The sequence below is a fragment of the Geofilum rubicundum JCM 15548 genome (genome assembly GCF_000974365.1).
GTDB classification, from domain to species: domain Bacteria; phylum Bacteroidota; class Bacteroidia; order Bacteroidales; family Marinilabiliaceae; genus Geofilum; species Geofilum rubicundum.
This window is the reverse complement of sequence record NZ_BAZW01000054.1, coordinates 14,885-29,347: the sequence shown is the minus strand read 5'-3', so window position 1 is coordinate 29,347 and position 14,463 is coordinate 14,885. Positions and strand designations below refer to the sequence as shown.

11 protein-coding genes are annotated in these 14,463 nt (G+C 45.3%); 6 read left to right on the top strand and 5 right to left on the bottom strand.

The window, feature by feature from the left end:
* The first annotated feature begins 170 nt into the window (after window positions 1-170).
* The 4 genes from JCM15548_RS24575 (at window position 171) to JCM15548_RS24560 (ending at window position 7,662) form a co-directional block, all read left to right on the top strand.
* Window positions 171-1,910, top strand: coding sequence for a hypothetical protein (locus tag JCM15548_RS24575; protein ID WP_227625973.1), 1,740 nt, complete (start codon window positions 171-173; stop codon window positions 1,908-1,910).
* Complete coding sequence (locus JCM15548_RS24570; RefSeq protein ID WP_227625972.1) at window positions 1,907-6,088, top strand: aminotransferase class I/II-fold pyridoxal phosphate-dependent enzyme; 4,182 nt, start codon at window positions 1,907-1,909, stop codon at window positions 6,086-6,088. The genes JCM15548_RS24575 and JCM15548_RS24570 overlap by 4 nt, the downstream gene beginning before the upstream one ends.
* Entirely contained in the window at window positions 6,088-6,885 is a 798-nt protein-coding gene (locus JCM15548_RS24565) for a hypothetical protein (RefSeq protein ID WP_227625971.1), read from the top strand. The genes JCM15548_RS24570 and JCM15548_RS24565 overlap by 1 nt, the downstream gene beginning before the upstream one ends.
* A 108-nt stretch (window positions 6,886-6,993) precedes the next feature.
* Window positions 6,994-7,662, top strand: coding sequence for a response regulator transcription factor (locus JCM15548_RS24560; RefSeq protein WP_062127849.1), 669 nt, complete (start codon window positions 6,994-6,996; stop codon window positions 7,660-7,662).
* Between the two features lie 348 nt (window positions 7,663-8,010).
* On the opposite strand, the gene JCM15548_RS16870 is transcribed toward JCM15548_RS24560, so the two are convergent.
* Window positions 8,011-8,214, bottom strand: a complete 204-nt coding sequence (locus JCM15548_RS16870; protein ID WP_062127847.1) for a hypothetical protein — start codon at window positions 8,212-8,214, stop codon at window positions 8,011-8,013.
* A gap of 427 nt (window positions 8,215-8,641) precedes the next feature.
* On the opposite strand from JCM15548_RS16870, the gene JCM15548_RS16865 reads away from it, so the two are divergent.
* Entirely contained in the window at window positions 8,642-9,097 is a 456-nt protein-coding gene (locus JCM15548_RS16865; protein WP_062127845.1) for an OsmC family protein, read from the top strand.
* Between the two features lie 49 nt (window positions 9,098-9,146).
* Entirely contained in the window at window positions 9,147-10,448 is a 1,302-nt protein-coding gene (locus tag JCM15548_RS16860) for an O-acetylhomoserine aminocarboxypropyltransferase/cysteine synthase family protein (RefSeq protein ID WP_062127843.1), read from the top strand.
* A 274-nt stretch (window positions 10,449-10,722) separates the two neighbouring features.
* Here JCM15548_RS16860 and JCM15548_RS16855 read toward each other — a convergent pair whose 3' ends face one another.
* Genes JCM15548_RS16855 through JCM15548_RS16840 form a run of 4 tightly spaced genes read right to left on the bottom strand, consistent with a single transcriptional unit; the run spans window position 10,723 to window position 14,168 of the window.
* A complete protein-coding gene (locus tag JCM15548_RS16855) occupies window positions 10,723-11,646 on the bottom strand; it encodes an RluA family pseudouridine synthase (RefSeq protein WP_062127841.1) in 924 nt (307 codons plus the stop codon).
* Complete coding sequence (locus JCM15548_RS16850) at window positions 11,643-11,846, bottom strand: YwbE family protein (protein ID WP_062127839.1); 204 nt, start codon at window positions 11,844-11,846, stop codon at window positions 11,643-11,645. Before JCM15548_RS16850 ends, JCM15548_RS16855 begins: the two co-directional genes overlap by 4 nt.
* Before the next feature lie 52 nt (window positions 11,847-11,898).
* The gene (trhA, locus tag JCM15548_RS16845; protein WP_062127837.1) at window positions 11,899-12,540 is read right to left on the bottom strand and encodes a PAQR family membrane homeostasis protein TrhA; all 642 of its coding nucleotides are present in this window, start codon (window positions 12,538-12,540) and stop codon (window positions 11,899-11,901) included.
* A 59-nt stretch (window positions 12,541-12,599) separates the two neighbouring features.
* Entirely contained in the window at window positions 12,600-14,168 is a 1,569-nt protein-coding gene (locus JCM15548_RS16840) for a SulP family inorganic anion transporter (protein WP_062127836.1), read from the bottom strand.
* Window positions 14,169-14,463 lie beyond the last annotated feature (295 nt).

Sequence of the window (14,463 nt, the reverse complement as noted above, 5' to 3'; positions counted from 1 at the left end):
TGTTAAGTGGCCACCTCCGTATAGCCAAAATGGTGTTTTTGGTTATAATTCTTTCTTTAATTTGCAAATTTTTGTAACATTTTGTTTAAATTTCGTAGCGGTATCTATGAATTCGAAAAGTGTCTGTTTCATTGAGGTGTTTTTAATATTAATTTAAATGTTATTCAGCCATGCAAATAGAAGGACTTCCTAAAGCTTTTTTAAGGAAAGAAGCACGTGAATACATTGACCTGTACCAGTCGCTGGGGGAACGGGCTGAGGTATTTCTACCCAACTATGTCTTCGACAATCTCAAGTCGTTTGTACGGCTCTGCTATGAAGAGCCCATAGATCCGGCTCGTCAGCAGGCTGAAATACAGAAGTATTTACTGAAATTTCAGGAAGAGATTCCCGGATATTCGGATGTGACATTAATGCTTTATCCGCACGAGGATTCCAAAGCATTTATTTACACTTCTCTGAAGCAGAAATTTAATCAAAAGTTGGGCTATTTTGCCGACCATGATATTGTTGATAAGCAAAAGAAAACCTGGATTCAAAACATTCGGGCCGGTCATGATTTGTCGGTGGGTACACCTCCGGTAACGGAGACCACCATCAACTATCTGGCCAAAGTGATCATTGGTAATCCGACACAGGAATTGCGTCGATTTCGTGATGTGATAGGTGTTATTGGCGATATTGATGAGGCGCATTGGAATTATCTGATGGATACCCTCGACCAGATGATTAACCAGAGTACGCATTACACCACCAAAGCTGCAAAGAGTAACTTTTTGCACCGCACCGAGTGGGCTGTAAACTTTAAAGGACTGAATGGTTTCATTCGTACCGTTGTATCGGGCAACTCAGATATGGCGGTGGACCTGATCAAAGGCGAGGTGTTTGGCACAGACTGTGTGCGCGTTGTTGAAAGTGTAAAAGGCGATGAGCTTTTTGCCATGATGGAGGAGGATACCTCCAGCGTTTTTGTGGTGAAAGTGAAACATATGCGTAAGAATATGTTTCTGGGTTCCAAATGGTTTCCTTACCTGTCACGCATTGTCGTGATTGATGATTCGCCTGAGTCGGTTGCCTCTAACACTTCTCTGGTGTTTAGTTTCCACAATAGCATCATCAATACGCTTAATAAGGTACACACCAAAAAACTCGGTGCTCCTGCCAATACCCAATTGAACCTGCGCTTGATTCTTGAGAATGTCAACAGCAAGAATCTGCGTGAGTTTAAAGTTTTGATTGACCAGAAAATCGAGGACTACAAACAGGAGCTTCAGGAAATAAAGCAGGAGCAATTGGGTGAGGTTAATGACGGGCATAAAAATACCAGTCTTTATAAATTTGACGGTTTTTCCCGTCAAATTCTGGTTGATAGATATTCCCTGACGCGCCTGCGCGATTTTATTCAGTTTATTGAAAACACGGTTGAAAACAACAAGCGAAAGGCACAGAACAAAGCCCTGATTGAGGGTTTTGAATCTAAAATCAGAAAATATTTTTACAGCAACACCCCGGCGGTTCGCATTGCTACCATACTCGAAGGTGGCGGTCGTAATCAGATCCGTACCTATGGTGATTATTTGACCAAGCGTCAATTGGCACCTTTGGATGCGGCTACCGTTAAGCGTTGCAGCGTTATTCTGGATTTCATTCCGGATAACTATAAGCGCACTTTGCACAACCATTTCCACAAAAATTTTGGTGTTAACCTGTTTTTGGAGCGTTATCAGAAATTCATTACCAAAGTGGACAACGAGGCCGATAACAAAGGCCGGTTTCGCAATGTGTTGATCGATTTGGGCGTTTACAAAGATTATGAGCACAAGTCGGAAGATGAGCAAAAGATGATTCGCGGTTTTGTCAGTGATTTGGCCAATCTGGATAAAACTCCATCAGTGATGATGTGCAGATGATTATTCGAGACCTGCTCTTTAATAAGGACAGTCAGCCAAAACCATATATTGTTTACAACAAAGTATTGGCCTGGGAGTATACCGATTTGTTTTCACAGGAGCGCTTCGACATCAATCCTTTCGATATTGAGATTGAAAACCTGGACAACCAACGTCTGGATTATGATCGCATTCATCTGAAATTGAGCCGGATCAAAAGCACCTTGCAGCTCTTTGATCCCAGCAGTAACTTGTGGGACCGTTTCTGTGAGAACCTGACCATTATTATTAATGATCCTTCAAATCCGACCGGTTATTCTGATTTTAACCGTGAGAATTTGATCAGTTTTCTGAAATTTGTCAACAACAGCAAAATTACTTTGTTGCTGGATGAGGCTTATACCGACAGTGTTAAAATCGACGATGAGTTGCTGCCCAAGTGGCGCTCTATTTCCCGGTATGTTTTCAACAACGAGAACTTGTTGTCGAAAATTCGTGTGGTATCTTCACTGTCGACCACCAAAAATCTGGCCGGTTCCGGGGATCGCTTAGGTGCCATTGTGGCCACACCGGCGATGAATGATGTGGTGGAATATGCCATCGAACGCAATACTTCTGTCCGTGGTAACAGTGCTTCCATGTATTTCCTCAACGAAGTGCTTGAAGTGGCCATTAAGGCTAAAGCGCTTAAGGACAAACTGGAAGGTGAGCTGCCAAAGAATGCATCACGCAGCAAAATAAGCAAGGTTATTGAAAACTTTATACTTGAGCAGACCAAGGCCATGCCGGGAGCCAAAACCGGTGGCGAAAAATCGGTTTCCATGTTTGAAGGCAGTCCTCTGCACCTATTCCTGCTCGATGAGTTGGTGCGTCTGGCCAAACTGGATGTGCTTAATTTGCCGGACGACTTCAAATATAAAGAGGTTCCCTTCTTCGTCTTTTACTCACAACAGTTGGTGAAAGGTCTCAACAAGTTCCGGGTGAATAAGAATTTCAGGACTGAATCCAATCTTCGTCTGACCATGGCTAAGAAAGTGGCCGCTGAAGTCATTGAGCGTCTTGATGCAGAGAATATTCAGATCATTGACTCTGATGGTTCCTATCTGTTTAATTTGTTGTTTAACAGCTATGGCTCCTACAACGATCTGGAGGTGTTTTGTAAAGCCATTGGCGAGCAGCGAGGTATTTGTGCCCTGCCTTATAAAACCGGCATCGTCAGGTTTTCCCTGGGTGGCTATCTGGATGGAAGCAGCAAAGGGTATGATATCTTTGAGAAAGAGATTCGTGCGGGCCTGACCATCTTCCTGAATTATTGGAAACAATACCAGGAGGTACGTGAATCGGCTGGTAATAACAGCAATAGTGAAGAACTGATTAAGAAGGTATTCCCTGCTTTGAAGGATAGTGTCTGGATGGAGTTGGTGCTTGAAGATTTTAAAGCCGTCCGTGACCTGAAAAAACAAGTTAACAAGTCGCTTAAAATCAATGACAATCGCTCTCTGTACCATGCCTCACCGCATGTAAGTGGTGTAGCGATTACCACCATTGGCGATTCGAACAATTCTGTGTTAGAATTTCAGGGTGACGTAGGGGATTGCCGGGATGTGGAAGAGTTTATCCGCAGTCGCGCCTTTACCAAAATCTACGAGAACCTTTTACCACAGATTTACCGGAATATTCCCCAAATCAAGAATCTTAATTTTAATATTGTGGCTTCCCGCTTTAGCAAGGCTACTATTTTAAAATACATTCACAACAAAAAGACTTTCCACCCCAATAACTATGTCTTGGACGATCCGGAGGAACGCAACATCATGCGAGAAATTCTGATCGAAATGGAGCGCATTTTATTCTCTGATGCTAAGATGAAAATTCTTACCATGGTGGCAACCGGTGATTTTCACAGGGATGTGGCCCGGTTAGAGGGAGTAAATGTGATCTTGAAAAAGCACATTCAGGAAATCTTGCAACACTTTAACCTGCCATTTGAGCAGCCTACCATAGAGCCAAGCCGTAAAGAAATTATTGAAATGGCCTGTAGTCACTATGAGGAGATAACAGGCTTAAAAGTGGAAGGCATCGATTTAGAGAAATACCTCAACCAGTTTTTGGAGGCCTTGCGTAACAAGTCGGCCTTCAACCAAATTGGCCTGTCGGAACGTGGCTTTGGGGTTATCGTGAATGCCGTTAAACAGCGCGTATTGAATAACACCTTGTCAACGCCGGAGAAAATTCTCTACATGTTCTTGCTGCGCAATGATGATTCCTTCCAGTTGCAGGTGATTGAAAAACTGTCGTTCCTTCAGGAGCGAATTGATAGCACGGAAGATGCCGATCTGAAAATCATCACAGAAAATCTGCTGACCGACATTCTGCCCCGTGAGATCAATGACATCATGAATTACATTTTCCGTAAAAAGGACATCAAAGTGGGTGAGCACCTCCTGGAAGATGTAACGCACCGTGTGGTGAGTTTTTTGGTTCACATTCAAAACCTGACCAAGGGAACCGACTATTACAACAGGTATTTACATACTTTGAAAAAAGTGGTTGAGACCCAGTTCCGTCGTCAGAATTCGAACATGAACCAGATGATTCAGCATGGCATTACGCTTTATCGCAATTTTGAGATGAAGGACAAGACCTTGCACGATTATAACAAGGGTGCTTTGTCGTGGATCAACGATCTGATGATGAAGTGCGGGGTTATTTCGGTGGAGCAACCGGTTCAGCTGAATACCCGCATTGCTACAGATGCCAAGAAACGGGAGTTTCCCTTCTATCGGGTTGACAGGGATGAGAATGAGCCCATGTACCTGTTGGATATGAACAAGGGCAAATCGAAAAATGACTTTATCAAATCGCTGAGCATTAAGCCCAACTCTAAATTTTTCGAGCGCCGTTTATCCAAGTTTGTGGCCAATTTGGATCCGGACGATTACAGGTGTAAGATTATTCAGCACGGTGTGGTGAAGCAGTTATTGGTATTTCAAAAAGGGTATATTAAATATTTGACCGATTTCTTCCGACTGGTGCAGTACAGTGATGTATCCTTGCAGGATGCCCAAAACTTTGTGCCGGATGTGTTCTTATTGTTAGGCGCACCCGAGAAAGTGATTTCTTTCCCACAAGTTGGTTTCTTCGATTTGAAGGGACCTAATGGCAGCATCAAAACCATTGTTACGCCCTTGCGTAAGGAGGGTGACTACTTCGGTAACGTTAAGAAGCCGTGGTTGAGCATGCTGAATGAAAAGGTGAAGGAAATGGGTGGTGTACCTAAGCACGGCTCGCTCTTCGCCATTGAAATGGAAGATGGATCCATCTTTACCATTGAGATTGATGGTGATAGTGGTGCTGGTAAGTCAGAAATGATTGCTGCTTTGGTCCTTCGCTGGTTGCGTCAGGATTTGCCGGGCGTTCGCTCCGTGAAACTGATTGCCGGTGACATGTTCCACGTATTCCGCGATAAGGAAGGAAATATTTACGGCTTTGGTACCGAGGAGGGTGACTTCTCAAGGGTAACCGATTTTGATCCCGACTTTATCAAGTATTACAAGTACCTGTTTGCGACCAGTGCCGACAGTAACGTGGATGATTTGAACTCAAGAAGTACCATTACCGGATTCTGTGAGATTCATTTGCCTTATAAAATTGACATCATGTTAACGGCCAGTAATTTCTCCAAAGAGGAGGGTGGTGTAACACGCGTCAATAACCCTGAGAATTACCTGCTGTATGTGGATTCACACGGTGAACGCATGGAAAAGGCTACCAGTCAGGACGGTCCTAACTTCCAGCGCTCATTGGGTCGCGTAACCGGTGATAAAAACATCGTTGAGGTATTGGCCCAGCATGGTAACTATCTGGATGATATTCTGGACTGGGACTTTGTGGAAAGCGAGAAGAAATTCTACCTGTGCTCGTCGTACAAAATGATGGATAAGATTGACATTGAAAAAGTCGTTAATCAAATTTTCAAAGGCAAGAAGTTCGAGCAAGGCGGAACGAAGTTTGAAATTCGCGCCATACAGTTCGACCTGATTAAGAACCGCTTCGTAGCCGAATCAGTGTCCGGAGAGGATGTACAACACATCATTGTTTCACGCAATATCTTTATTCAGATGTTCGACGGAATTGCCAGTACACCGGGCGGTCAGCCTTCATCGCTCAGGAAGGGGAAATTGAAAACCGTTACCTGATGGTAGATGTTTTAAAAGGTGGAGCTGAAGGACTGGGAATGGGTAAGAAAGTTCAGTGCGGCATCATGTCTACCGAAATTGGTAAGAAGGGTAAGGAACTTTCCGGACCTCCAAAAGCCGCGGTCGGTTTAATTAACATGATTCAGGAAATGCGTGCCGGTAACAGCGAAATCAATGTGGCCCGCAATGAAGTGAACCGCATCGTTCGTGACAAGTATGCCCATGTGTTCGATAAAGGCGGTAACAGTCGCGAAATCATGCGCTACAATTTCTATCTCTATCAATTGGATAAAACCATGAAAGCACAATTCGTGCGCATGGATAATCCGGAGGTAGAATTAGACCTGAGTGGTGTGAATAATTTCCAGCCCAGGAATCCGTCTGATCCATTCAACCCCTTGTTGGTTACACCTAACCTGAACATTGAGTTGAGTAGCTTTGGAGAGACCTACGAAGAGTTAATGAGTCTGCCCAACTATCCTGAATTTGCCGAAGAGTTTTTGGATGGAGCTGAAAAATTGTTTGAGGCAGAGGGCTATGCCGAGGAGACCAAGATCAATAACATGATCACGCAGTTACTGTTGATGGATGGGTACATCGATTTTGATGATTTGACCAAAGGTCGCATCACCGAAAAAGTGAACCGTGAAACCATCGCCGCCGCTAAATCTGCTGTGCTTGTGGAGCTTGGACGCCGGTCCAAAGGGCAGTCGGCCAAAGCCTCTGCCAAGGAAGCACCCAAAGGCCAACCAGCCCCTAAAAAGGCCAGCGGTAAAAAAGGGGACACCAAGAAGTAGTGACCAACGTTAATGTTTCCGTACATTAAGGTGAGCTAATGTCAAGCCCCCTGATGGTTCTTTAGCCAGATGGGGGCTTTTTTCTTCCTTTTTTCTTATTTTTAACGCATGACAGCAACTTCACAAACTTATCAGGTTCTAATTGCGGATTCCCAGTTTTTGGTCACCGAATCCTTGCGCCAAATTCTGGCTGCCAGCGGTGAATATGAGGTTTTGGGTGTGGCCCGATATGCCTATCAGTTAAAGGCCCTTTTGGACGATGTCGTTCCCGATTTGCTGATTACCGATTATGCCACCATCGATTATGAAGGGCTGGAAGCGTTAAAAACACTAATGAACAGCCATCCTCAGATGGCGGTCCTGGTGCTGACCAATCAGGTGATCAAAGCCGATTTGCTGGAGTTGAGCAAAATGGGCATTAAGAATATCATCTGCAAGACCACCGATAAGGAAGAACTTTTCATGGCCATCAACTTTGCCTTGCGCAACCGCAAATTCTTCTCAGAAGAAGTACTTGAAGTACTGATGGATGAGCCCAAACGCAAAGCCAACGGGGAAGAAACCCACCACCTGACCACCACTGAAACCGAGGTGGTCAAGCTGATCGCAGAAGGCAAAACCACCAAAGAAATCGCCGCCCAAAAAAACATCAGCTTTCACACCGTCATGACCCACCGCAAAAACATCTTCCGCAAACTCGGCGTCAACAGCAGCTCCGAACTCATCATGTACGCCATCCGCGCCGGCTGGATCGACAATATTGAGTATTATATATAGGGGGATTTGAGGGTCAGGTATACAAGAATGTTCAGGCAGTTAAACTGCTTAAAAATGAGGTCTAATGGTATGAAAGGAATGATTATAATTGGCGTAATTTTCATAATATCAGTGGTATTCAATTTTTTCATTAATGAATCAGATTTTACCACTGCTTCATTCGCAACTATTTCTCAATTCTTTGGATCAATGGTGCTGGGGTACGTGGTGTCGATGTTTGTAGCAAAGTATAAAGTCAATGATTGGCGAAAGTATTGGTCTGTTTTTTATCGGTATTGTGCTGAGCAATAAAATGTTCGGAGTTTAGGATTGCACTAAATACAATATTTGAGTCAATGATTATTTTCATTAAAGTTTCCGTTGGTCCTTAATTTTTCTCCAAATGCGTCTGTTCACGGATTCTGAAAGTTCATCGACATCTTTCTGCTGGGCTTTTGACATGGCAGTATTCTCCTTATATTCCAGATAATCCAGCATGTTCTGAAGTTCTGTTAAGTCTACATCTGCTGGTAACCTTACCAGAATTTCGTTATTTGTTCGTTCAAGAATCATAGCCAATCAATTTTTCTAAAGATACAAAAAACTAATTTTCCCAGTCAATTTTTTGCTAGAATTGTAGGGATCTCTATAATGCGAAAATAAACCAATTCAAAGACCATTGAACCTCTCGTGAGTTCTTGCCAGATATCTAATATTATGCCAACAGTGCCTGGTACCGTTATGTCAGTCATGATATCAGTAATGTGAACCGGTTTTCTGTTACTAAGGAAGGTGGGTATTCCGTTCGTTGTGTAAAGGATTAGAAAGGGGGGTTGGTTTATACCCTATTTATGGTATATGAAATGCCCCATCTGTGGGATTTCCGGTTGGGTGAACTCTCCCCATCTTTGTAAGTACAATCACAGGCTTAAAAGAGGAGCCGATTAAGGGTGCTTGTGTTATAAAGAATCTGTTGTTTATCCATTAAAATAGATATGCCATGACTAAATTAACTTTTGCAATCAGTGGGGAGAATCGCAATGACACACGTTTGGATGTGGATGCGCGTCAGTTTAGGGTAGTTGTTGATGAGCCGGTGGCGTTGGGCGGCAATGATGCAGGACCCAATCCGGTAGAATATATTCTGGCAGGTTATGCCGGATGTTTGAATGTAGTGGGGCATTTGGTGGCACGTGAAATGGGTATAGCTATTCATAAGTTGTCGGTTGAGGTGGCTGGTGATTTGAACCCTGCCCGCTTTTTAGGGCAGTCGTTCGAAGAGCGTTCAGGCTTTCAGGAAATAAGGGTTGATTTACAGGTTTACAGTGACTCGGATGAAGCAACCCTGGCACGCTGGTTGGAAGTGGTGGAAACCCGTTGCCCGGTATACGATAACCTGGCCAATACCACGCCTGTCAAGTTGGGCGTGAATAAGTTAGAGTCGGTATACTATTAAGTTAAAATCGAAATTATAATATTTAGTAACAAATAAAAATTAGAACCATATGTCAGAGCCAAGTTTACATTTTGATACCTTGCAGTTGCATGCAGGTCAGGAAGTTGATCCAACTACCAATTCAAGGGCAGTGCCCATTTATCAAACCACCTCTTATGTGTTCAAGAATGCTGAGCACGCCGCGAGCCTTTTTGGACTGAAAGAGTTTGGGAACATCTATACCCGCATCATGAATCCCACCACCGATGTGTTTGAAAAACGCATCGCTGCCTTGGAAGGCGGGGTAGCTGCCGTGGCGGTGGCATCGGGACAAGCGGCTCAATTTCTGGCCATCACCAATTTGGCTCAGGCGGGCGACAATATTGTCTCCACTCCTTATTTATATGGAGGAACCTATAACCAGTTCAAGGTGCAGTTTAAGCGCCTGGGTATTCAGGTGAAGTTTGTAGACGGTGATGAAGCGGCCGGTTTTGAAAAACTGATTGATGAAAACACCAAGGCCCTTTATTTGGAAACCATTGGTAACCCCCGGTTTAATATTCCGGACTTTGAAGCCATAGCGGCTGTTGCCAAGAAGCATAACATTCCCCTGGTGGTGGATAACACCTTTGGTGCCGGCGGGTTTTTGTTCCGACCATTGGAGCATGGGGCCAATATTGTGGTCGAGTCGGCCACCAAATGGATTGGTGGTCACGGAACCAGTATTGGAGGAGTGATTGTTGATGGTGGAAATTTCAATTGGGGCAATGGTAAGTTTCCTCAGTTTACCGAGCCTTCTGAAGGTTATCACGGACTTAAGTTTTGGGAAGTGTTTGGTGCGGACGGTCCCTTTGGCAACATTGCTTTTGCCATTCGGGCCAGGGTAGAAGGTTTGCGGGATTACGGATCGGCACTGAGTCCGTTCAACGCCTTTCAATTGATTCAGGGATTGGAAACCCTTTCTTTGCGTGTTCAGCGCACGGTGGACAATGCCCTGGCGTTGGCGCAGTGGTTGGAGAAGCACCCCAAGATTGAAGAAGTGTATTATCCTGGTCTGCCCAGCAGTCCCTACCACCAACTCGCCAAAAAATACCTGAAGCATGGCTTTGGTGGCGTCCTTTCTTTCAAAGTAAAGGCTGGGAAAGAGGCGGCCGATCAAGTGATTGACAACCTGGAGTTGATCAGTCACCTGGCCAATGTGGGAGATGCCAAAACCTTGATCATTCATCCGGCCTCCACCACCCATGAGCAGTTAAGTGCAGAAGAGCAGATTAAGTCGGGCGTAGCACCCGGAGTACTTCGTTTGTCAGCGGGTATTGAGCATTTGGATGATATCAAAGCGGATTTAGAGCAGGCGTTGCAAAAAATATAGATTGTATTTTTTGCATAGTTAAAACTATGTTGTTTTGTGCTCAAGCCGCACGGGCTCTTCCTTTTTGGCTACAGCCCCAAAAAGGAAGCAAAAAATGCCGCTGTTGCAGATTATTTCCTGAAAATAAGATTCATTGTCTAAAATTCAGGAACTCGCTGCGCTCAAACAGCCCGAATTTTAAACGACAATTAATCCTATTTTCTTACCGGAAATAATCTGAGACAGAAGGAGAATTACTGAAAATACAGCCCCGGTGATGCCGGGGCTTTTTTGTCTATTGGTGGGACTTACAAAAGAGGAGTAAGAATTTTTTGGGGTTGGGCGACTGGAATTGCATGTTTTTTTTGGTGATCGGATGGGTGAAGGAGAGACGTTTGGCATGCAGACCCATCCGGCCGATGGGGTTGGTGGTGGCACCGTATTTTTTGTCGTTGATGATGCTGTGGCCCAAATCCTGCATGTGCACACGTATCTGGTTTTTGCGCCCTGTTTCCAGGTTGACTTCCAGCATGCTGTTGGTTTTGGAGCGTCGAATGACTTTGTAATGGGTAACGGCCTTTTTGCCGCCCTTTGGGTTTTGGTTGGAATAGACCACCAGGGCGTTGTTTTCGTGTAAATAAGAAGTGATGGTGCCATTATCCTTGGGAACCAGTCCTTCAACAATGGCCACATAGGTACGTTCGGTTACTATCTCTTCCCAATTCTGCTGAAGCACTTGCTGGGTGTGGAGGTTTTTGGCAAACAATAAAAGACCTGAGGTCTCCCGGTCGAGACGGTGTACAATGAAAATTTTGTTGGCAGGATGGGCGCTTTTGACATAAGCACTCAGCGCATGGTAGGCCGTACGGGACTTTTCGTTCTCAGTGGCAATGGTCAGTAAGCCGGCCGGCTTGTCAATGACAATAATATCGTCATCTTCAAAAATGATGGATAAATCGTTTTTGACAGGTGCGTGAGTTGTTGTTGGTCGCTCTCCGCCAATTTGAACCACATGGCCGGGTTTCAGTTTGAAATTGAACTGACTGGTCATTTGGCCATCCACAAAGACCTGATGGTTCGAAAGCAGGCTTTTGATGTTGTTGCGGTTTTTGCCTGGAAGCGAAGCCAGCAGGAAAGTCATTAGTTCTATTTCGCTGCTAACCGGGAGGGTCGCTGGTCGACGCTGGTTCTGGCTTGGATGGGATTTGGGCTTTATCATTCTTCGGAGGATAGAATTTCCTGCACTCTTCCTACTTGTCCGTCTTGCAGGCGGACCTTAATGCCATGCGGATGTGTGGGTGATTTGGTGAGGATGGTTTGTACAACGCCCTCGGTAAGCGCACCGGTGCGTTGGTCCTTTTTGAGCACGATCCTGACGCTTTGTCCGGGATGGATTTTGCTCCTGTTGATACCGTTCATTTTAAACTTTTTTGGTGCTGGAAGTGATTGTTACCCTTTGTAAAAGAGGGGATTAAATTGTGTAGACAAAGATAGAAATAAAATGGCACACGGCGGCGGCCAGAACGAAGAAGTGAAAGGTGGCATGGTTATATGGAATGCTTTTAATTTGATACAAGGCAGCTCCTATCATGTACAAGATACCACCTGCTGCCAGCCACATTAAGCCTTCAAAGGGAACGTTGTTGATGAGGGGTTTTATGGCAATAACAATGATCCAGCCCATGGCCACATAACCGATGGTGGATAATAATTTAAAGCGACCGGTAAAATATAGTTTTAGAATGATGCCTGCCAGCGCTACCAGCCAGACCGTGACGAAAACCGACCAACCCCAGGGGCCACGGATACTAATAAGTGTGAAAGGGGTATAGGTGCCGGCAATGGATAAATAGATGGCCGCATGGTCAAATATATTCAATCGGTACCGCCATGCCGGCGTTTTGGCATTGTGGTAAAGGGTGGAGGCTGTGAAAATGGCTATCTGACTGGCGCCATAAATGGTATAGGCCACCAGGTGCCAAAGGGTACCAAACAGCAGGGCGCTGCGCAGCAAAGCGATGGTGGCAGCGATGCTTAGCAGGATGCCAAGTCCATGGCTCCATACATTGAAACGCTCTTCGGTGGGGGAGTAGTATTTTGGTTGATAGGCCATGGCGCAAATGTAAGGAATTAGTCTTGAAAAAGTAAAAAGGGGGCCTGAGCCCCCTTTTGTTATTGTGCCTTGGCCTTCTTCATGGCCACTCTTTTATTCACGAGTACTTTGTAGGTGGGATCTTCCAGGATGTTGACATCAATTATACTGTGGGCATTGCGCAACAATTGGTGGCAGTCACGGCTCAAATGGCGCAGGTGGATCGTTTTACCCTGCTCGGCATAGCGCTCTGTAATTTTGTTGACCGCTTCAATGGCGCTCATGTCGGTGATGCGACTCTCCTTAAAATCAATAATGACTTCATCGGGGTCGTTTTCTACTTCGAATTTTTCGTTGAAGGCCATGACGGAGCCAAAAAAGAGGGGACCATATATTTCGTAATGCTTGATGCCATGCTCGTCGATGTGCTTGCGGGCCCGTATGCGGCGGGCATTTTCCCAGGCAAACATCAGGGCCGAAATGATCACACCGACCAGCACTGCCAAAGCGAGGTTGTGCAGGAATATGGTAATAATCATTACCACAGCCATGACCAGGATGTCTGTTATGGGCATGCGGCCAAATACTTTCAGACTGGCCCACTCGAATGTACCTATGGCCACCATAATCATCAGTCCGGTCAGCGCCGCCATGGGCACTTTCTCAATCAGTCCCGAACCAAACATGATAAAGACCAAAAGCATGATGGCCGCTACAATACCTGATAGGCGTGCTCTTGCACCGTTAGATGTGTTGATCAGACTTTGTCCGATCATGGCACAACCCCCCATGCCTGAAAAGAAACCGGTCACGAAGTTACCTGCTCCCTGGGCAAAGGCTTCCTTGTTGCCCCAACCGCGGGTGCCGGTGATCTCGTCCACTAAGTTGAGGGTGAGCAGACTTTCAATGAGTCCCACTCCGGCCACGATGGCTGCGTAGGGAAGAATGATCTGCAATGTTTCAAGTGTAAAAGGTACTTGAGGAATATGGAAGGGCGGGAAACCGCCCTGGATGGAAGCGATATCGCCAACGGTAACCGTGTCGATTTTTAACAGTGCAACAATGCCGAATACAGCCAGAATCGCCACCAGTGAGGCCGGTATGGCTTTGGTCAGGCGGGGCAGTCCCCAAATAATCAGCATGGTAAGTCCCACCAGTCCCATCATGATGTATAAAGGCGAACCGGACATCCATTCCAATGAGCCGTCGGTGGCTTTAAATTTAAACTGGTCGAGTTGTGACAAAAATATGATAATGGCCAAACCGTTAACAAAACCAAACATCACCGGGTGGGGCACCAGGCGAATGAGCTTCCCTAGTTTAAGGACGCCTGCCAGCATTTGAATGGTACCCGCCAGTACTACGGTGGCAAAAATGTATTCCACCCCATGTGATTTGGCCAGAGCTACTATGACTATAGCGACAGCGCCGGTGGCGCCTGAAATCATGCCGGGGCGACCGCCAAACAGGGAGGTAATGAGCCCTATGGTAAATGCGGCATAGAGTCCGTTCAGCGGCGAAAGTCCCGCAATGAGCGAAAATGCCACCGCTTCCGGAACCAGAGCCAGGGCAACGGTCAACCCTGAAAGGACCTCTGTTTTATAATCAATTTTTTGTCGAAAGTCGAAAAGGTTCAGTAGTTCTCTCATGTGATTAAGATTTGATTTCGGTTGTTACATAAAACGCTCAGAGATAATCATTCACCTTTGTGAGAGATGAGCCCGTACTCGTTTTATGGGTGTTTAATCAGATTAAATAAAGACAACATTGGGCATAATTATTCCGTTCCACATAAGGCAAAAAAACAGAGCTTTCTGTTTTTTGTCTGACATGGTTATCTTGACATAAACCATATAAGAAACAGGGAAGTGCCGTCCGGCCTGAGAAAATAGATGTTAAACAGGCAGGTAAAGCAGGCGTGCTTTATCCTTTAAAGCTCCGCAA